Consider the following 21393-nt stretch of genomic DNA (forward strand, 5'->3'; position numbering starts at 1 on the left):
CTCCTGAAGGGCGGGGTTTTCACCCGCATCCGTTAGACAGTTAGACTTTTGAGGTTTTTATTCCTCGCGAAGTCCCCTACTCATACCCCTCTATTTTCTAGAGGCTCCTAGTAGGAACAAGCCGCACTAACTTCTGACTTGCGCGTAGCGCTATATCATGTCGGGATAATTACCCTTAATAAAAATCTCCCTATCTCCCCATCTCCCCACACCTCCCACCCTCCCCACTCTCTCCTTAATTATGGGTATTCAACCAGACTTGATATTAGATGGGGGGATTTTTGATGCAGGAAAAGAAGTTACAAAGTTTTATCCAAAGTCCAATATCACTGGGGTATTCCTGAATCTGATCAGGAGGTTCAGGAATGGGGTTAGGGGTTTCCTTAGTACTACTTCCCTCAGATGAAACTTCCTCCAATGTTTCCTCGGCATCTTTGAAGGGAGAGGAGGAATCATTTTCTTTTTTTAGCTTCAACTCCGAAGAGTTCCTTTGGCTAGCTAATTCCTCTAGGGTATCTTGTAGACCTGAATAGTTCTGGATAACCAATCTCCTGACGGGTGAAGCTTGATTTGGAAGTTTCATGCTCTTTTTTCCCTTCTGAAATTTTGGATTTCATTAAGGGTGTTCAAACTACCCTGCCAGAAGAGTCGGACGGACGGGAAATTGCTGGCATCGCTAGGTGTTGCAGAATCCTTCCCAATTTTGTCCAAAGTCCAGTATCACTGGGGTATTCCTGAATCTGATCAGGAGGTTCAGGAATGGGGTTAGGGGTTTCCTTAGTACTGCTTTCCCCAGATGAAACTTCCTCCAACTCAGATTTTGCAACAATATCAAATGTTTTCTTGATATCTTCGAAGGGAGAGGAGGAATCATTTTCTTTTTTTAGCTTCAACTCCCAAGAGTTCCTTTGGCTAGCTACTTCCTCTAGGGTCTCTTGTACACCTAAATAGTTCTGGACAACCAATCTCCTGACGGGTGAAGCTTGATTTGGAAGTTTCATACTCTTTTTTCCCTTCTGAAATTTGGGATTTCATTAAGGGTGTTCAACCAGACTTTATATTATTGAGGATACCTCCCTAGAGGCAATTATGCACAGAAAGTGTGATGGCACTTAGAAAACTAGTGCAATCACACATTTGCTATCATTTAGGTTCGCGACTATATGTTCTAATACGCTCCCAGAATTTAGCAGCCTTGAAACCTAAATTAGGTTTTTCCGAATAAGTCTCTGCTCACGGGCATATATTCGCAGGGCTGTTTCATTTTCAATTTTTCGGTTCGCTGAAGCTCCCGAGTGGCAGCGGTTTCGCCCCTGTTTTTCTATTATTAAACCCAATAGTATAAAAAAACGGCGATTTGCGTGACCTTAAGGGGCTTTGAGCCCCTCACCCAGGAATTTTAGGGTCGAGCAATGTTACGCCCCTGGGCATATAGTCGGGATGCTGAAGCAAGCATTCCAGGCTGCGCTTCTTGACAGACCTTGCCCCACTTGCTGGTCTATGCAGTTTTTACAGTTTTGTGAGATGGGTGGCAGAGCTGTTGGCCCAGGGTTAACCGGTGGTGGTGGTGCTAGAAGATTACCATTAGATGCTTGCACTTGCCGCCCTTGGTTTAGAGCTGCAATTGGATTAATACCAGTCTTGAAGCCTAAATAAGTTTTTCCTAGGGAGTCCCGGCTAACGGGCTTAACTTGAACTGGAAGTTTCATATGATTGCTCCTTGTTTTAGTTAATTCGTCAATGGTTAGACAGAAAGAGAGTCAGTTAGGAATGATTCCCTTCCACCTTATGATCGCCTCATCAAAGCAAAGCCAACTAACTTGCGCAAACTTTCTTGATGTTCTGGGGAGGATAATAACGCCAGCAGTGCCTCAGGCAGGTCTAAACGCTGCAAACGCTGTCCTTCTTCTAGGAGAGAACGAAATTCAGTGGTTTCCCAACCTAATTGCCAAAAAAAGTTTGTCCCCTCGGCAGGAGCGAATTGAAGCTTGGCTTCACCATTAGCTGTAGCCTGATCCAGACTGTTTTGGATGAGCTGCAACCCACTATGGGAAGCCAGATCCGTGAGCCACCAACTCAACTGGGGCTGTGCCCACAAATCCCTAGCTAGGGCTGCAACTTGCTCAGGATTCAGATAGACAAGCAGCCCTTCCGTTACGATCAGTACCTTTTTTGTCTCAGAGCCAATGTCCCGAAAAAGACGCTGCCTTGCTTGGGAATTGGTCACGTCAAGGGGAACAGATTTGAGTCTGCACCCAGGCTTGATGCTAGCCAGTTTACTAGCTTTATAGTCTAAGACAGTAGGGAAATCAACCTCAATCCACAGGAGTGAAGCTGGTACAGGCAGACGGTAGGCACGGGTATCAAGTCCTGCTCCTAAGTTCAGAACTGCATCGACTCCCCCTTGCTCAATACTCTGGATAATCAACTCGTCCATAACACAGGTGCGCACGATACACCCAGGGGCGTGGGCCTCCTGCTGGGGCATTTGCTGCAACACCTGCTGTCCCCGAGTTCCCGCCAAAATCCGGGCATAGGGATCCTGAAAATGAGCGTCTGGGCGATCGCTCTCCAGAACCCGATAGAAGGCTGTGAGGAAGGCTGTATCAGAGATGTCTTGAACGGGTAAGGAAGTAAGACTCATGCTCAGACTCCTGAAGGATCATTCCTACGAGACAATTAGTGCTAGATAAGAGAGCCTATAGCTGCCGTTAAAACTGGAGTTACAATTGGAGCTACAGCCTCCGTAACTCTAAGAACATCATCTATAGTGTCACTAGCTTCAACACCATTGACACCATTATTCAAGGACAGGGTAGTCCCGGAAACTTTTCGTTGAATGGGTGCAGTTTGTTTCGGTAATTTCATGATTATTTCTCCTGAACTAGGCTGTTACTTACTTGATTAGATGTGAGTTTTCGCCTAACACATACCCTAACCAAGGGGGGACATGCCCAGCTTGAATGGGAAGTTTCATCACCGTTTCTCCTGAATCAAGTTTAATCAGATTCCCTGTGCGACCTCTTCAACATCTTCTGCTGTAAAGGAATAACCTTCCGCTTTACCGAGTTTGACTAGAACTTGGGCAAGGTTGCCTTTGTCAGTTGTTGTCTGCAGCTTCTCACTTAGCTTTTGTTGCAAGGCTGGATCTTGTTTAACATCTGTCAGAAAGTGTTCCAGGCTTCCCTGGGCCAATTTGTAGAATGCTGAGATCAGCTCCTCAACAGAATTAGCACTCCACGATCCAGGCATTGTCATCACATCTTGAGCGGCAAAGTTGTAACCACCCTGAGTTTTGGCGAGAGCCAGCAATTGTTCGACAAAGGCACCTTTATCCGTTATCTTGTTCAGTTCTGCTTGCAGATTAGGGTCGTTTTGAACAACCCAGGAAAAATGTTGCAGGTTGCTTTGTTTCTGTAGCTTTGCCAATAATTTGTCAACAATTTCAGTCAGTTGAACCGTCGGCTCAGCTTCTGAGGTACTCGGAGGTTTGCTTTTTTTTTTGGCTATTGTTCGATAAATGGCCTGGTGAATATTCATGGCTTTTATTACTAAGTTGAATCCTGGAGTTAGTTAGTCGAGCCAACACCATCAAATCGGGATACTCTTAAACCGGTATTAATTGGGACAAACCAATATCAAACGGTCAAGGTGCATTTTCTTGTTGCCTGAGTGAGGAGTGGTCATGAACCATTGGAGTAAGTCTTCCACTCATCTTTTCTAGGCGTTCCTCAAATCCCGTTGAGGAGTTCCTTGAAAGCCTTAGTTTTGGTATGCTTAGAGTCAATCCATCCAAGCTCGACTGCATCAAGCAGACTAAGTCCCATCCCTTTCAAAAAACGCGCGGTACGACGCAACAATACGGCCTGAACCTCGGTCTTGTTCATGTACCGAGAAATCTCCTTGTCTGTACCTCTGGCAAGGATGTTCTTAGCAGCATTGCAGTCAGCCTGTAACACGACCCCATCAAATCCGGTAAAATTGTCCCCAGTCCTTTTCCCCAACAGGGTTCCATTTCTGGAGTCAATTTGCGACGTGTAACTAGGCTGAACTTCTGTGACAAGCGAGCCAGTCCAATCAGCCCATTTCTGCAAAGAATCTCGCATAACTCCTTTCATCCAACTATTGAGTTTGCGGGACACGGCCTTAGACTGGCGCTTATTTCGGATCGGCTGTGTTAAATCTTCAGCAAACACCTTTAAAGATTCCCCATTAAAAAGAGACTTAGAGGCTGCTCCTATTATCGCCGTCAGTTCTGATTGATTTTTTCTGTAACGGCGATTTTCTGTTTTTCTGGTCAGATTATTTTCGAGTATTCGAGCCGACTTGGCCGGGTCTATTTTTTCTAGTTTTCTATGAAGTGCCCAAAGCTTACCCCTGTTCCGGTTCTTTGCACATATGCGCTCAGACTTTTTGGTGGCTACTTTTCCTAGTTCTTTTCCGTGAGCTTGACCCTCTGAGTCATAGAAAGCCTCAGTGTAACCCTTGTCTACTCCTATACTCCGACGTTCAGATGAAATCTCTACGGTTCCATAGTCTACCAAGAAGTGAATTTCAAATCTTTGCAGGAGTTGGTTGTGGATTAACCTTATTTGTCCTTTTATTTTTCGGTTAGACCTAACAACTATCCTGTTCCTCTTCCCTCTTTTTAATCCAGCTATTTCTAACTGGTAAGTATTACGGGAAAGTCTTTTGCATTTGTACCCTCCTTGTTGATAGACTATCTGGTTTTTACCCCAAGAATGTCCCCGCTGAAATTCCTTTCTGACAAATCTGTGTAAGAGGGAGTTATCGAGGAAAGCTACGGTCTTAAGTTGTTTGCAAAGCTCTTTCCGCTTCTTTTGGTTATCTTTCCCAGGGAACCTTTTGTAAACCTTTTTAATTACCGCTTCAGTGCAAGCAGCTTGGCTCGCTGTAATGGCCTTGGCTACATCACTGACCGTCCATTCCATCAATTTAGAGGGCAATCCCAGGGATTCGGGACTTCTAAAACTCCTGACTTCTGGGTATGCTTTTTTCCAGTCGAGTCCCCAGTAGCTAATGCTTCCCAATTTGTTGTAAGACTCAGAGCGAACCACACCAAGTTTTTTCATAGTAGACAGTAACTCAAGCTCAACCGACTTTGCTATCCCCACTACAGGGACGATTTGAGTCGATATCTTCCTGGTTGCTCCTACTTTTTTTGGCATGGTCGCAAAACTCTGTGTCCTATTTTAATTATACCATAGCGCTAGTAAATTGTCCATGTCTGATTTATACGGTTAAATACATTATTATCCCTATTTTTAGGGGTTTGGCTGCGAGGCGCTCAACTTCTAAGCTAAGCAATACTTCAACTCTAAAGCCCACCATAGGTAGCTGAGCATCTTGCTCTTGACTGTCCAGAGAATATCTGACAGCCACAGAAGTTGGCTGGCATCAAGAATCTCATGGGATTGTTATAGTTGGCACCATGAAGTAAATCAAATTTAAGGTTGCGCAACTCCTCCACTGCCCCTGCATCTATTAATATTTGCAGGTCTACTGTTGTGGAAGGGTCAATCAGGTCTGGTCTTTTAACGGGTACAGATTGCTTCGGTAGTTTCATAACTTGATCGCGTCATGGATGTTTACCTTTGTTAATGGTTGTTGATGGGTCTGTAACTACCTAGCACAGACCAGTTTCCCTCATCAAATCCAATCAATTTGGACTCAGAATTTGAGGGTTACTTCCAAGCCTGATGCACCTGATGTCCCTCTCAGTATTTCCTCAAAGGCAGTAGTGCTAGGTTTAACCCCTTTCTCGTTAGATATTGCTGCTGAGGTGGAAGGACGTTGAACAGGTACAGCTTGCTTAGGACATTTCATGGCCGTTTCTCCTTTTTTAAAAAAAATATCTGACTAGAGCGCATCCCAAATTCTGGGTTGACCCATGGTCACCGGCATAATATCGCTAACATCAATTGTATATCGCAGGATTTTTTTGGCTCGTCTATCGTTTTCTGGGTCAAAGAACTTAAGCTTGACATCCCAGCAGTCTGAATCGACTCGGCAGAAGGGGCTTCGTTCAACCCCAATGGTATCAAGCTGCATAGACCCAGCAGTTGAACTCGACGAAGTCTGTAGTACAGTCACTAAGGCATCTGCAAACTGAAAGGCATTGGTCGCAGCATAGTTGAAAGCACGTTCTTGGGAGGTTTGACCAAGATTACGCAGATCGTAGTAAATGCGTTGTAGAAACGCTCTTAATGCATAATCGGTCGCCTCAATCAATTGATTCAACAGGCTTTCATCTATGCCGCCTGCCATAACTGCGTTAATGACATCCTGGATTAAGATCTCAATGTGCCAACCGTACAGTCCTCGCAGATTATACAGTTCAAGTACAGGAACAACTTGACCAGAGAATAGTTGAACGGTTTTACCTGTTAAAATTCCTGGGATTGAAACTTTATCGATGTATCCTTTGTTGTAATCGTTCTGGGCAATTTGTGGCAAAGCCTGCCCCTCTAGAAACTTGCTCAATTGCTTGTACACCAATTGAGCAGATGGACCTTTCGCCTCAATAGCATAAATGGGGGTCAGCTCTAGATTCAATGTCCAAATCAGGGATTGAGTTTCTGATAGGTTGTCTGTTCCCTCATTACGGCGGACTTCATAGTCGTTCTGGCTATCTAGCTGCAGATCACCATTGCCATCGAGTATGGGAGTACCCAGAAGATAGTTAGTCATCTGCCTCACATCAAATGGATTAGCAGGAACAGCAGTCTCAGTATTTTCATTCTCTGCTGAAACTTCTCTATTAACGTTTTGAGAATCCACTAAGGGCATCAGCTGCTTAAAGCTATCTTGACGAGCCTCTGTGCCAAAGTCATAGCCAATGGTGCCGATTGCGTAAACCAAAGCCTTTGACCCACTATCACAGCCACATCCCATGGAAGGGACGACACCGCTGGGGGTAACCCTAGTAGGAGCAACGGTGTTAGCAGCTATAGCGGGTACCGCACCCATCTGCCCATAATGAACCGGCATTCCCTGTTGAACGGGCGTGGCGTGCTGAACCGGTGCAGTCTGAGCAGCGGGAACGACTCCCATCTGCTGATAATGAACCGGCATTCCCTGTTGAACGGGCATGGCTTGCTGAACCGGTTGATTATAGCCAGCGGGAACCACTCCCATCTGCTGATAATGAACTGGCATTCCCTGTTGAACGGGCATGGCTTGCTGAACCGGTTGATTATAGCCAGCGGGAACCACTCCCATCTGCTGATAATGAACCGGCATTCCCTGTTGAACGGGCATGGCTTGCTGAACCGGTTGATTATAGCCAGCGGGAACCACTCCCATCTGCTGATAATGAACCGGCATTCCCTGTTGAACTGGCATGGCTTGCTGAATGGGTGCAGTCTGAGCAGCGGGAACGACTCCCATCTGCCCATGATGAACTGGATGAACGGGCATGGCTTGCTGAACTGGTTGATGATGGCCAGCGGGAACGACTCCCATCTGCTGATAATCAACGGGCATTCCCTGTTGAACGGGCATGGCTTGCTGAACTGGTTGATGATGGCCAGCGGGAACGACTCCCATCTGCTGATAATCAACGGGCATTCCCTGTTGAACTGGCATAGCTTGCTGAACTGGTTGATGATGGGCAGCAGGAACGACTCCCATCTGCTGATAATCAACGGGCATTCCCTGTTGAACTGCCATGGCGTGCTGAACCGGTTGATTATAGCCAGCGGGAACGACTCCCATCTGCTGATAATGAACGGGCATTCCCTGTTGAACTGGCATGGCTTGCTGAACTGGTTGATGATGGGCAGCGGGAACGACTCCCATTTGTCCAGAACTAGCACTGGGGACAACCGTCGTTTCGTAGACTTGCTGCTGATTAACCGATTCAGCCGAACCCAAATTACTGGCTTCACTGGGTTGCATTCTTTCCACCTCCCAATTCTGATTGGACATTTCTTGTGTTTCCCCTTTAGTAATCAACTCATATGCTCCAGGAATATTGAGACGACCTGCCAGACAACGACGAGCATCTGGAACTGTATCTGGGTGGCAAGGTAAGGCACTTTCAAGCAGTGCCTGACGGATGAAGTGAGGATCGGGTTTTTCTCCTCGTTTGAGCTGGATGCTCATTAACAGTGCTACCAGCCCAGATACAATTGGAGTCGCAAAGCTAGTCCCAAATTTTAGGGTGGTACCTCCACCAAGCATGGCTCCCAAGATGTTTTCACCAGGAGCCAAGATTCCCTGGTTTTGGTAAGCCTGACCCCAATTACTAAAATCGATTGGCAATCCCTGGTCATTCATTGCACCCACAGCTAGTACCGAGGGCAAAGCTGCCGGAACATGAAGACATTCACAGGCATTATTTCCCGCTGCTGCAATGATTAAAACACCATTCTCATGACAGTGACGGACAGCCTTTTCTAAAATGGGGTCTGCTGCACCAGATTCACTGAGTTCGCCTCCACTGATATTTATGACATTAGCTCCTTGTTCAACCGCCTGATTAATGGCTCGAGCTAGGTCTATTTGCAACAGTGAACGATTCTGACGATCAGAGAATACTGGCACAATCAGCCCACGACAACCGGGGGCAATTCCCTGAACTGGACTACCATGCTGCCCAAAAATTACGCTGGCAATGTGAGTACCATGACTAGCCATCTTCCCCACAGGAGCATCTGAAACCAGTGTAGGCAGCTTAGTTAGCTGAGCCCCTTGAAAGCTGGGATGAGATAGATCAACTGATCCGTCAAGAACGGCTACACATACCCGCGAATCGCCAATAGATTCATCCCACAGGGATTGAAGTCCAGGCAATTTTGACGCTGAGTAGTTAAACATCTATTGGTTATCCAGAGAAGTGCTAGGGAGAAGGGAGTCCTTGAACCTCCCGTCTTCAGGGGAGATTTAGTGAAGCTACTAGCGCTGGAATCCCTTAGCCACTGCGGCGCAGCGCCCTATAGCTTTCACCCCGATAGCAATTATATACACTCCTCTCATGAAATAGTGAATATATTAAGAAATGTTGAATACATTCACAAAATTTGACATTCATCAAGAAGAAGTTGATTCCTATTGACAGGAGATTACCTCAACATCGGCTCAGTCTTTCAATATAAATATGAATTTTTATAATAATTTATCTCCAACCTCTTGGGTAATTTCGAGTAACTGTCAAAAAAATAATTAATAAATTAATTAATCTAAATCTTGTAAATATTGACTTAGAGATTTATTATTAAATAATAATCTCAACAGCCAAGGCCAATAGAGATAATTAAGAATTATGGCATCACATAATCAACAATAAGCTGAAGCTAATTAAACGAAGAGCCGATGGATTCATAAATTTTGATAATTTCAGACTGAGAAGTTTTTTAACTTGGCATTTTGATGGTTAGTTTTACACAGTAGGTTCCGTAGAGCCTAAAAATTCTGTTCATCTTCACAGGACTGCCAGGGATTTCGTGGCGAAGCGGATGCCTGCCCTCGCTTACTACCATTTTTCAATCTCAGGTTTGATTAGACTTCGCGGCAGTTGTCGGGAACAGGGAACAGCGGATCACCGGAACAGTGGACAAGAATTGACGCAAAGCGATGCAGAGGTGCGACCCGTGGCGGCGAGCAATCCCTCGCCATCACGGAAAGCGCACCATTACGGTCTTGGGGAGGCAGCGCGGTCTTGGGGAGGCAGCGCGGTCTTGGGGAGGCAGCGCGGTCTTGGGGGTTTCCCCCATGAGCGACTGCCGTGGTTTCCACGGGGCAAACAGCGGTGCGGACGCAGGTTCCGCACACAGCCCCTCCCCATGAGCGACTGCCGTGGTTTCCCCCACTCGCTATTGCATCAAGAACACTATTAGAAAAATACTTTTGCAAGATGTCTATTATACTGGCCAGTGGCAGGCACACGAAATCGAGTGTTAGCGATCTGGCAGTCCTGGGAGCATCCTTTGGGCCATCCAGCTCCGTAGATTGACAGTCATAATTTGTCCACAACGGCCGCAAGTGGGGATGATTTTGTGTTATTCTCGCCTAAGGAAACGGGATCGCTCCCAACCTAACTTAAGTAAGCGAGAATGCCACCGCTATCGCTAAAATCATCCTCACGCTTGCTCTCATAGTCCAGAAGCCCTGTCAAACACCTTTCAGGTATACTCCGATTACCAACCTTTTTGATACATTGCCCTACAAAAAACACCTCCTAAATCAAGGGGATTTGGTATGACTATCGACTACTGGCAAAATACTTGCTGCACTGCTTTAACTATTCTGTTAAGATCCGTCATCTCCAATTCTGGATAGACTGGTAAAGATAATAACCTTTCCACGATTTGCTTTGCTATTGTTAATCGTCCTACCCGATGAGGTAAACCATTTTGATAAACAGGTTGATCTGGAATCAATTTCGGATATATTCTCATAGTTTCGATGCCAACAGAAATTAAGTGGTCTTCTAATTTCTGTCTTGTCTGGACTGAATCCGTTATCACAGTGTATAGATAATAAACATGAGTTCGCCCTGGAGCAACAAAAGGAATCTGTAGTGGTAAACCATCAAAATGAGCGTTGTAATAATTAGCAATATAATTACGACGTTGGTTCCACTCTTCTAAGAATTTTAATTCTAAATTTATTAATGCGGCTGTAAACTCTCCCATACGCCCTCTTAGCCCAAAGACCTCGTGATTATAACGATTTCCAGGGATTCTACCTAAATCAGATAAACGAAGGACTTGTGACACATTCTTTGCATCTTGCATTGTGATCATGCCACCATCTTCTAATCCGCCTATATTTTTACCATTATAGAAAGAAAAACAACCAAAATCTCCCATACTACCAGCATAGTTGCCATAATAAGTAGCCCCATGTGCTTGTGCGCAATCTTCAATAATTTTTAGATTGTACTTTTTAGCTATATCCATTAATCTGTCCATATCAGCCATTTGCCCATACATATGTACTGGGATAATCGCTACTGTTTTGCTAGTAATAGAATCCAAGACTGCATCTGGATTAATGGTTAGTGTTTTGGGGTCTATATCTACAAATACTGGAATACCTCCGACTGCATTTACAGCATAAGCTGTTGAAATAAATGTTAATGAAGGCACTATTACTTCATCACCTGGATTGATTCCAGCGCACATGAGTGCTATTTGCAAAGAGATAGTTCCAGATGATGTGGCAATTCCGGTTGTTCCCCATAAATCTTTTATCGATTTTTCAAGAGCAATAACACGATTTCCGCGTCCTGTATATTTTCCAGATAAAATTACTTCGTCAAATAACTCAAGAATCTGTTTTTTGAGAAACTCAAAGCGAAAACTATAGCCTTCAAAGGGAATTTTGGATCTACCGAACCTAGTGTCTATAAAACCGTGCTTATTCCCGACTAGGTCTGATTGGATGGGGTTTTTAGAAAAAATCATTCTATCTCTTGATGCAGTCGCTCATGGGGGAAACCCCCAAGACCGCGCTGCATCGCTTAAAAACTCAAATTACCGTCCAATCAGGATTATACTACAGCAATCCTAAATCATTTATTTGTAAAATCAGCATCTGTAATCGTTGCTGTGCAAGGGTTATAGCGATAGCTTTGGCCAATAGATTTAACGAATCATTTAGGACTGCTATAATTATTTTATAACATTTTTACACAGCCAGTTCGGTATAGCCAATTTAATTAGTTAAATTTTACTTAAATTCCAATTCTTTTGCGTCCTGTGCTGCAAGCCTACGCCAGACCTTAAGATTTACAGAAGGTAACTACGATATCCGATAAATTCATCAGTGACGAGTCTAATCACATTGGCTATTATGCTTACTGTATTGAAGAGTATATTAAGCGAGGCAATCGTGATTGGGTAAGGGAGATGATGATTCGTCGTCAAGCATCTGTGAATGAATTTTGCCTCGAAAAGATCGACCTAGAGCAGGTGAAAGGTTGAACGCGATCGCGTGGCCTAAAGGCCAAGATTCTTCACAGTTGAATCTTGACAGGTTGAAGGTTAAAGGTGATCAAACCAACCTTCAACCTTCTAACCTGCAACTTTTAACCCAAGCCAACCTAGAACCTTGGCCAATAGGCCACGCGATCGCGTTCAAGGTTTTTAGCCTACTGTCGAAGAAACTAACTCCCGTTCCTCTACCACATCAGGATTGGCTTGAGGAGTATCCGCCTCAGAAGGCGGTACCACTTGCCAGAATTTGGGCAGATATTCAGACCAGTTATCCAGAATCATCTGGGCTTTCGGGCTACCAGTCCGAGTGGCATGGTCTTGAATTAAGCCTTTCAACTGCTGCTCTCCAGCCGCTGAAATCAGCCGTTGAATCTTGACATCCTGGTTCACTTTGGCGGGAAAACTCTCCTCTTCATCTAGGAAGTAGGCTAAACCACCAGTCATACCAGCACCTACATTGCGTCCCACTTTCCCTAAGACTACAATTACACCACCGGTCATGTATTCACAGCAGTGATCACCAGCTGCCTCAATCACAGCACAGCCTTTAGAGTTGCGCACACCAAACCGCTCACCAGCACCGCCATGGGCAAATAAGGTTCCGCCAGTGGCACCGTAGAGGCAGGTGTTACCTACAATCACATTGTTAGCTGGGTCGTAGGTGGCATCAGCGGGTGGTTTGATAATAATTTCACCACCATGCATCCCTTTACCTACATAGTCATTGGCTTCACCAGTTAAAATCAGGGTCATACTAGGCAGGTTAAAGGCACCAAAGCTTTGACCCGCAGCCCCCTTGAAGTTGAGAGTAATGTTTCCATCGAAACCACTGTTACCATACTGCTTGGCAATTACTCCAGCAATTCGAGCCCCTACAGTACGGTCAGTGTTCACGATGTCCACATCTTTAGTCACAGACCCATGGTTTTGAATAGCATTCGTCAGGTCAGCGTCACCCAGCAGTTGATCATCTAGCACTGGGCCGTTGCTGTGGACATCCTTATGGTTGAGCCAACTGCGGTCTGTGCGAGTATCAGGCAGCTGAGTCAGACAATCTAGATTCAGCATAGATGTCTTAGTCAACTCAAGGTCCTCCCGGACTTTGAGTAGATCAGCCCGACCAATGATATCCTTTAAGGAACGGTAACCTAGTTTGGCAAGAAGCGATCGCACTTCCTGAGCCACAAAGTAGAAGAAGTTGACAACATGGCCTGGAATCCCGCTAAAGCGCTGGCGCAGCCGTTCTTGCTGAGTAGCAACTCCTACAGGACATTGATTGGTATGGCAAATCCGTGCCATAATGCAGCCTTCAGCAATCATCGATACCGAACCGAAACCGAACTCTTGTCCTCCCATCAAGGCCGCCATCAGTACGTCCCAACCAGTTTTTAAGCCACCATCTACCCGCAGCAAAACGCGATCGCGTAGTTGGTTTTCCATCAAGATCCGATGTACTTCAGTTACTCCCAGTTCCCAAGGCACTCCAGCGTGCTTAATCGAACTCAGGGGAGATGCTCCAGTCCCGCCATCATGACCAGAAATTTGGATTACATCCGCATTCGCTTTAGCTACCCCAGCCGCAACAGTTCCAATCCCAATTTCTGCCACCAACTTCACAGATACCTTAGCTTGAGGGTTAATCTGATGCAAATCAAAAATCAGCTGCGCTAGGTCTTCAATCGAATAGATATCATGATGGGGTGGTGGGGAAATTAGGGTTACCCCTGGCTTAGAACGCCGCAGCTTAGCAATGTAGGGACTGACCTTCTTACCCGGTAACTGACCCCCTTCCCCTGGCTTAGCACCTTGAGCAATCTTAATTTCTAACTGCTTCCCACTCATCAGGTACTCTGGTGTTACTCCAAAACGACCAGATGCTACTTGCTTAACCGCAGAGGAAGCAACATCCCCATTACGTAATCCCTTTAAGTGAGGTAGAGTCTGAGAATGACCAGTCTGATCCACATCATTCAGAATGGTGAAGCGCACTGGGTCTTCACCCCCTTCACCACTGTTGGATTTACCGCCAATCCGGTTCATCGCAATAGCTAGAGTTTCGTGAGCTTCTCGGGATAGAGAGCCTAGGGACATCGCTCCGGTACAGAAGCGCTTGACAATTTCCTCAACAGGTTCTACTTCCTCGATCTCAATAGTAGGTTGGTCGCTGTTGAAGTCCAACAAATCTCGTAGTGCAGTTGCTGGACGCTCTTCCAACAGTTTGCGATACACATCGTAGTGGTCGTAGGCTTCTTTGTTAGCTTCAAGGTTTGAAGGTTTAACCTGCAACTTGCTAACTTCCAACTCTTTGTGATGTTTCCCGTTGCCATTGTTAGAGGATTGGTCACGGACGAAAGCAGAAACCGCCTTGTGTAGGGCTTTAGCCATTTGAGGGCTGTTCATGTGATACTCGCCCCGAGGACGGTAATTGATAAAGCCAAAGTTTTCCAGTTTCTTAGCCGTCAGGGGGAAAGCCCGCTTGTGAAACTCCATCACTTCCTGAGCTAAATCAGCAATACTCAAACCTCCCAGCCGGGATGTAGTTCCCTTAAAGGCTAGTGCCAATAAATCCCCACCAATGCCAATAGCTTCAAAAATCTGAGCGCCATGGTAAGACGATAATAGGGAAATTCCCATCTTAGATAGGATTTTCAATAAACCTGCTTCTACCGCCTTGCGATAATTTTTCTGAGCTTGGTCTATGGTTAGGCTTTCCAGTTTCCCCTGGGCCATCAATTTTTGAGTTTTAGGATTAGCCCACCAATTCCGCACCGATTCCCAAGTCAAATACGGACAAACTGCTGATGCACCATAACCGATTAAGCAAGCATAGTGATGAGTACTCCAGCATTGAGCCGTTTCCACAATAATGGATGCCTTCATCCTTAATCCTTGAGAGATCAGGTGGTGGTGAACCGCACCTACAGCCAACATCGGTGGAATATAGGTGTAGTTTTCAGAAAGCCCTCCAGCAGTTTTATCACTCAAAATCAGAATCTTTTTGCCAGCCCTTACCGACTCAGCCGCTTGGTCACACAGACGACTCACAGCTACTTCTAGCCCCCCCGGACCAGTAGCAATTTCAAATAAAGTAGACAGTTCAGCCGTCTCAAACCCTGAGGCTTTCACCGCTGCCAACTCGGCCTCATTGAGTACTGGGGTTTCCAGCTTTAACAACTGGGCATACTCGGGCTTAGCTTCTAATATATTCCCTCGCTCACCCAGCTCTATACTCAACGACATCACCAAACTTTCCCGCAGAGGGTCAATAGGTGGGTTAGTGACCTGGGCAAAGCGTTGTTTGAAATAGTCATAGAGTAGTCGAGACTTATTGGAGAGTACCGCCAAGGGAATATCATCTCCCATACAGAAAGTAGGTTCTTTCCCCTGGGTGCTCATCGGCTGGATGATCATCTCCACATCCTCAGCAGTGTAGCCAAAAGCGGTCTGCTGACGCAGTAACTCAGCCGCATCTTGTTCAGGAGCCTCAGTAAAGGGTTGGGGTTCCAATTTTACACGATACTGCTTCAGCCATTGACCATAGGGTTGCTGAGCTGCCACCCGTTGCTTGATGTCCCAGTTTTTTAGAATTTCGTTGCTTTCCAGGTCAACAGCAATCATTTGCCCTGGTCCGAGTCTGCCCTTTTCCACAATCTCGGATTCTGGCAAGTCCACTACCCCCACTTCTGATGCCACCACCACATAGCCATCCCGGGTAATGCTATAACGAGCCGGTCGTAATCCATTTCGGTCTAGGCTGGCTCCCACTGTTTTCCCATCACTGAATACTAATAGCGCTGGACCATCCCAAGCTTCCTGAATTCCACTGTAGTATTCATAAAAATCAACAATTTCCGGATAGTTATCCAAATCCGGCTGATTTTGGTAAGCCTCCGGCACCATGATCATTAATCCTGCCAGAGGACTGCGTCCAGATTGCACCAGTAATTCAAATACATTATCTAAGATGGCTGAGTCACTGTTTTCTGGATTGATAATAGGCTTGATCTCATCTAAGGAGTTATTTGGTTTCAGGTTAGTTTCGGTTGCAGATTCAAGGTTATTTGCCTTCAACCCTTTTTCCCAAACCGGATGAGCCAAGTCAGCCTCTCGGGCGATCATCCAGTTGACATTGCCCAACAGAGTATTAATCTCACCATTATGTCCCAACAAGCGCATCGGTTGAGCGAGGGGCCACTTGGGCATAGTATTGGTGCTAAAGCGTCGATGATAGACAGCAAAACCACTCTGGTAATCAGGATTTTTTAAATCTAAATAAAACTCTCCAAGTACCGCTGAGCGCACCATGCCTTTGTAGACAATCGTGCGACTAGAAAAAGAGCAAAAATACCAATCCTCAGGCACTCGGATGGTACTCTGAGATTTTAGGGCCTTAGCAATGCGACAGCGAGTTTTGAACAGCAAACGCTCCAGTTCATCTCCTATCTCCCCTTCAGAGGCTACGATCAACTGTTCGATATGGGGTTGATTGGCTTTCGCTTGGATACCCAGGATCTCTGAACGTACTGGTACCACACGCCAGCCTAAAACCTTTAAGCCTTCTTGAGCGAGGACTTCCTCAACAATTGACTTACCTTGGCTAACCAACGTCTCATCCTGAGGCAAGAATACCATCCCAACTCCCAACTGCTCCGTAGGAGGCTGGTCAATTCCTTGTTCGGTCAACCATTTTTGCAACAGTTTCCAGGGAATAGCGGTCAATAAGCCTGCACCATCCCCTGAATCTTGGTCAGCACTACACCCCCCCCGGTGTTCTAAACAACCCAGTGCCACTAGAGCTTGTTCAATCAATTTATGGCTAGCTATACCCTGCCCAGAAGCAATAAAGCCAACCCCACAGGCATCTCGTTCCTCCACCAACCAACGTTGACCTGGATACGGTATCCTTTTGTGATAGTGTTGTAGATCTTCCTGGTTTTTCTGGTTATCGATATTATTCATCCAATTATTCACGGTGTTTAGTGATGCTTTCATTACAGACTGAGGACTATTAACCTAGTAGCAGTGACCTATAGACTGCTACTAGGCTGGAAAAATCAACAATGATTTACCATCAATGGTGAGCCAGAATTTGGTTGGGTCTAATCCCGAGTCCCTGGGTGGAAAAATCTATCAAGCTTTTTTTCCCTTAGAAACTCCTATCCTGAGTATCCAATGAAATCTGGTCAGCTGCTGACACAAAAGCTACATCCTCCGACACAGAGCAAGGGATGTAGTTAACCTGATCAGGTTTTACCAGTAGCAACACGCTTAGTGCTTCAACAAGGGCATGCAACTAACCACCTAGCTGATGACCAAAGTGACCAGGGTTCCCTGACGCTGGCATAAATCCTAGAAACTTACCTATATAGGTGGATAGTCATGATATAAGAAATAGGTTAGCGATAGCAATACCTAATTTCTCCATAAACCTACTGAAAATTTTACTCGGGAAGAAATTGGTGGATTTACCGTAGCAGTGATCAAGACCATTGAGCGAAACTCAAAATAGCTTTCTTAACGACTCTTTTGCACTGACAGGACTTGATGTTGTCACAGTAGCCTTCATCACAGTCTTAGTTTAGACCAGGTGGCATCTCCTCTCTAAATGCCTAGGTATTAGGCTCATGGTCTTAGGTCTTACAAAAGGCGGAGTTGAGGGCCTCCGTGCTTGACCCGGAGTGCTTCATAACTTTTTTAGAACCCACTTAGCCTAAATGCCTAGAGCGTTGCTCAATCTTTGAATGAATATAAGTAGAGTGGGCATCCTGCCCGCGCGAAAAGATATTGAAACTGGCAAGATGCCAGTTCCACGCAAGATGCCCATTCCACAGGTGCGACCCGTGGCGAATTTAATTCGCCAAGTAAGAGCGCACCTAAGCAAGATGCCCATTCCACAGGTGCGACCCAAGGCCGCGAGGGATTGCTCGCGGCCTTGGAGGCGCGCACCTACTCTTATAGCAGAAGTCATTTGTCAGAAGTCATTTGTCAGAAGTTAAACTCAAGCCAAACTGTAGTTTGAGACTTTTGTCATGTCCTAATTACCCTGGCGACTGCTATAAAATCATTCCATTATTAAGCAACGCCATGCCTAGAGCCTAAATGCCTAGAGCCTAGGTTAAGAGTATGTGAAATTAAACCTTCTCTATAGTTTTTGCTGACTGATTTAGGCTATGAAAGGTATGCTTTCAGCCAAATCAGTCCTTTGAGGAAACAGGCTACTAGCAGCAACCAATGCTCAATGGAACCCTTTGATGGTGACTAGAGTAACACCAAAGACCGGAATTGATACTACAAAAGTGTGGACTAAGATCTCCAAGCTAGCCATTACCCTCTTGCTCCTAATTCTATTCCCAGCATCCGTAGCTACGGCAAATAGGCGAGTTGGAGCAATTGAACCCTTAATCTTAAATAGCTTTAAAGAGTTACTTAACCAGTTGCCCCCAGCAGATGAAGAGACCCCTGTCCTCGTTCAAAGTTTATCCCAAACCACCCAGGAGAACATCCTAGTTTTAAAGGGGAAGAAACTATTGGAAGAGCTACCACCCATGCCTGATAACACCTTAGAGGTAGAGTTTTTCTCTGTCCCCCCCCAGGTGATCCGACAAGGGTTTCAAGTGTATTTAAATGGTCAGCGGATCAACTTACCTTGGCAGCAGTGGCTGGTCGGAACCTCAGTGCGCACTGGCATCAGTGATGTAGGAGCGATGCAAACTTTGGGCATAGAAATGCTCAATAGTAAAGATTTTACCAAGCAACCGATCCGGTGGTTTTCTAAACCCCGGAGTACATCAGTAGTTTTCCCCAGCCAAGTTAGTGGTGCTTATCGATATCTAGATATTACCGATTTTGCCAAAACAGCAGGTTGGCAGTTACAAGTTCACGGGGATAAGCTGTATATCTCTTCCATGCCAGCCAGGGTGAAGGCTATCCGCCAGGGACGTCAGCCTTGGGGTAATCGTATTGTTCTTGATTTAGACCGCCCAACCTTCTGGCAAGTCAATGACCGACGCACTGAAGGTGTGATTACAGTAGCTGCCTCAGCCGACCAGTCACTAGTCAAGGGTTTTAATGCTCTAGAGGGTGCCAAGATCCAAGGGCCTGAAGATGTAGCTCCCATTTCCGTGGGCGCTCCTATGGATAAACCGGTTATCCGCTTAGAAAGCCATCAGAACCAAACTAGGCTCAGGGTGGATTTCCCCAAAGGTAAACGTCTGCGAGTTTTCACCTTGCCTAACCCGTTTCGATTGGTGATTGATTTGCGACCCGATGCCATGGTCAAGAAAAATATTCTCTGGGCACCTGGCATCCAGTGGCGTCAGCAGTTGATTAGTCTCAAAGATACTAGTTTCCCAGTGGTGTGGCTGGAGGTTGACCCCAAATCTCACCACTTGCGCCTCAGACCGATTGGCAGTAATGCTACGACGCAAGTGGGAACAGCCCCACTAATTAAAGCTGCTCAGTGGTGGCAAGCATCTGCTGCAATTAATGCTGGCTTTTTCAACCGTAACAACCAATTGCCCTTAGGAGCAATTCGCCGTGATAGTCGGTGGTTATCTGGTCCAATTTTGAATCGGGGAGCGATCGCTTGGAATGATCGCGGTCACGTTAAACTCGGACGACTGAGCCTGACCGAAACCTTAGTTACCTCAAACCAGAAACGTTTGCCAGTACTATTCCTCAACAGTGGTTATGTCAAAGCTGGAATTGCCCGCTACACTCGCGCCTTCGGACCAACCTACACTCCCTTAATTGATCATGAAATCATCGTAGTTGTCCAGAACAACTCGGTCACCCATTTTTTGCCTGGAGGACTTGCCGGTCAGCAAGCCTTTCCTATCCCCCCCAATGGCTATCTAGTTACCCTGAGGGCCAACAGCACAGCCGTTCATGATCTTAGTATCGGTACCCAAGTGCGAATTGAGGGAAGTACCTTTCCCGCTGACTTCAATGGCTACCCCCATATTCTCGGTGGTGGACCACTGCTACTACAAGATAGGCTTATTGTTTTGGATGGCAAATCGGAACAATTTAGTGATGCCTTTATTCAGCAGTCTGCTCCACGCAGTGCTATTGGAAGCACTGCTAATGGCACATTGATTATTGCTGCTTTTCAGTATAGTCATACTGGACGTGGCCCAACATTAAGGGAAACAGCTCAGTTGATGCAGAAATTGGGAGCCATTAATGCCCTCAATCTTGACGGGGGTAGCTCAACTGGACTTTATCTAGGTGGTCAACTCCTAGATCGCTCTCCCTATACAGCAGCACCAGTTAACAACGGTCTGGGCATCTTTTTTACACCTGTTCCCTAATAGTTTAAGAAGTATTAAGTATTAAGTATGAAGGAATTATGAAGTGCTCATATTTATTAAGATTTTCCGAAATCACGAATCCCTTAACTATAGGTTTATTCAGCTTCCACTTAGGTCAAGATAACTATATAAGAGTGTAAAGAATTGATATAAATTCAGGTAATAGACTAATCTGACATTAAAAAAATAGTTATAGTTTGCTAGGTTTGGTTATAGTCAATTATCCTTGATTTTGTTTAAGCTAGAAATTAGTAACCGATTAGTCAACTTTCCCAAAATCACTTAGCTAGACGTTTTCAGTAACAAAACCATGGTTCAGTCAAAAGAAATTTCTCAAGTTTCCGCAATTACCCTACAGTCATCCCGAGTAGCTGAAGGCGTTGCCGCTACCGAACTACGACCTTGGGGGTCATTCACTGTCTTAGAAGAAGGACGGGGATACAAAATCAAGCGCATTGAAGTCAAGCCGGGTCATCGCTTAAGTTTACAGATGCACTACCATAGGAGCGAACACTGGATTGTTGTCAGTGGTACAGCTAAAGTTCTTTGTGGCGATAAACAAGAAATTATTCATCAAAATCAATCAACCTATGTTCCCCAAGGCCATGCTCATCGACTAGAGAATCCTGGTGTTATTCCCCTCGTTTTAATTGAAGTTCAGAATGGAGAATACCTCGGAGAAGATGACATTATTCGTTTTGAAGATGACTATGCCCGTAGCAAAGCAGAAGACAAATAGATTGAGTCAAGTCGCTTGACCGTAGGTCACGCTATAGGCATTGCCGACGCTCCTTGAGGTGCGAACGCTCCAATTCAAAATTAAAAATTATTAATTCAAAATGACAATCAGTGGGGGCTTGTACCCGCCACTGATTGAAGACCACAACTCGCTTGACCGTAGGTCACGCTGCGCGAACGCTCCAATTCAAAGTTCAAAATTATTAATTCAAAATGATTCGGACAATTCTAGATTTTGAATTTTTAATTTTTAATTTTTAATTCCCCGGGGGGCTTGTACCCGGAATTAATTAATTCAAAATTTGTTCTAAACTTGATGCGTGAATTTTGAATTTTGAATTTTGAATTACCCAAAGGGCTCATTAGTTGTAAGTCTTTAG

At 45.5% G+C, this 21393-nt stretch carries 16 protein-coding genes and 1 pseudogene; 5 read left to right on the forward strand and 12 right to left on the reverse strand.

The window, feature by feature from the left end:
- Positions 1-265: 265 nt before the first annotated feature.
- From F6K38_RS16810 to F6K38_RS16855, 10 genes are all read right to left on the reverse strand, one after another.
- Complete coding sequence (locus F6K38_RS16810; RefSeq protein WP_008179608.1) at positions 266-583, reverse strand: hypothetical protein; 318 nt, start codon at positions 581-583, stop codon at positions 266-268.
- A 43-nt stretch (positions 584-626) separates the two neighbouring features.
- Positions 627-1001, reverse strand: a complete 375-nt coding sequence (locus F6K38_RS16815; RefSeq protein WP_008179610.1) for a hypothetical protein — start codon at positions 999-1001, stop codon at positions 627-629.
- A 414-nt stretch (positions 1002-1415) separates the two neighbouring features.
- Positions 1416-1709: a hypothetical protein gene (locus F6K38_RS16820; RefSeq protein ID WP_008179613.1), complete on the reverse strand. Its 294-nt coding sequence runs from the start codon at positions 1707-1709 to the stop codon at positions 1416-1418.
- A gap of 77 nt (positions 1710-1786) precedes the next feature.
- Complete coding sequence (locus F6K38_RS16825) at positions 1787-2644, reverse strand: class I SAM-dependent methyltransferase (RefSeq protein WP_287356992.1); 858 nt, start codon at positions 2642-2644, stop codon at positions 1787-1789.
- 41 nt (positions 2645-2685) lie between these two features.
- Positions 2686-2868, reverse strand: coding sequence for a hypothetical protein (locus tag F6K38_RS16830; protein WP_008179618.1), 183 nt, complete (start codon positions 2866-2868; stop codon positions 2686-2688).
- Positions 2869-3003: 135 nt separating this feature from the next.
- A complete protein-coding gene (locus F6K38_RS16835; RefSeq protein ID WP_008179620.1) occupies positions 3004-3540 on the reverse strand; it encodes a Nif11-like leader peptide family natural product precursor in 537 nt (178 codons plus the stop codon).
- 191 nt (positions 3541-3731) lie between these two features.
- Complete coding sequence (locus tag F6K38_RS16840) at positions 3732-5189, reverse strand: zinc ribbon domain-containing protein (RefSeq protein ID WP_287255365.1); 1458 nt, start codon at positions 5187-5189, stop codon at positions 3732-3734.
- Between the two features lie 149 nt (positions 5190-5338).
- The gene (locus F6K38_RS16845) at positions 5339-5587 is read right to left on the reverse strand and encodes a cyanobactin biosynthesis system PatB/AcyB/McaB family protein (protein ID WP_008179623.1); all 249 of its coding nucleotides are present in this window, start codon (positions 5585-5587) and stop codon (positions 5339-5341) included.
- A 104-nt stretch (positions 5588-5691) separates the two neighbouring features.
- Entirely contained in the window at positions 5692-5847 is a 156-nt protein-coding gene (locus F6K38_RS16850; protein ID WP_008179625.1) for a hypothetical protein, read from the reverse strand.
- Between the two features lie 33 nt (positions 5848-5880).
- Positions 5881-8841, reverse strand: a complete 2961-nt coding sequence (locus tag F6K38_RS16855) for a S8 family serine peptidase (RefSeq protein WP_287356994.1) — start codon at positions 8839-8841, stop codon at positions 5881-5883.
- 458 nt (positions 8842-9299) lie between these two features.
- On the opposite strand from F6K38_RS16855, the pseudogene F6K38_RS16860 reads away from it, so the two are divergent.
- Positions 9300-9401 (forward strand): annotated as a pseudogene (locus F6K38_RS16860) (transposase); the annotation flags it as partial.
- 117 nt (positions 9402-9518) lie between these two features.
- Positions 9519-9860 carry a hypothetical protein gene (locus F6K38_RS16865; protein ID WP_131827243.1) on the forward strand — a complete coding sequence of 114 codons (342 nt, stop codon included), beginning with the start codon at positions 9519-9521 and terminating at the stop codon, positions 9858-9860.
- A gap of 372 nt (positions 9861-10232) precedes the next feature.
- Here F6K38_RS16865 and F6K38_RS16870 read toward each other — a convergent pair whose 3' ends face one another.
- Entirely contained in the window at positions 10233-11432 is a 1200-nt protein-coding gene (locus tag F6K38_RS16870; RefSeq protein ID WP_008179628.1) for a DegT/DnrJ/EryC1/StrS family aminotransferase, read from the reverse strand.
- 681 nt (positions 11433-12113) lie between these two features.
- Complete coding sequence (locus F6K38_RS16875; protein WP_287295568.1) at positions 12114-16922, reverse strand: glutamate synthase-related protein; 4809 nt, start codon at positions 16920-16922, stop codon at positions 12114-12116.
- Positions 16923-17704: 782 nt separating this feature from the next.
- Here F6K38_RS16875 and F6K38_RS16880 point away from each other — a divergent pair.
- The 3 genes from F6K38_RS16880 to F6K38_RS16890 all read left to right on the forward strand — a co-directional run bounded on the left by F6K38_RS16880 (position 17705) and on the right by F6K38_RS16890 (position 21014).
- A complete protein-coding gene (locus F6K38_RS16880; RefSeq protein WP_287297752.1) occupies positions 17705-17959 on the forward strand; it encodes a hypothetical protein in 255 nt (84 codons plus the stop codon).
- Between the two features lie 255 nt (positions 17960-18214).
- On the forward strand, positions 18215-20275 hold the full coding sequence (locus tag F6K38_RS16885; RefSeq protein ID WP_287356995.1) for a phosphodiester glycosidase family protein: 2061 nt from the start codon (positions 18215-18217) through the stop codon (positions 20273-20275).
- 310 nt (positions 20276-20585) lie between these two features.
- Positions 20586-21014, forward strand: a complete 429-nt coding sequence (locus F6K38_RS16890) for a phosphomannose isomerase type II C-terminal cupin domain (protein WP_008179636.1) — start codon at positions 20586-20588, stop codon at positions 21012-21014.
- Positions 21015-21393 lie beyond the last annotated feature (379 nt).

The organism is Moorena sp. SIO3B2 (assembly GCF_010692525.1).
GTDB classification, from domain to species: domain Bacteria; phylum Cyanobacteriota; class Cyanobacteriia; order Cyanobacteriales; family Coleofasciculaceae; genus Moorena; species Moorena producens.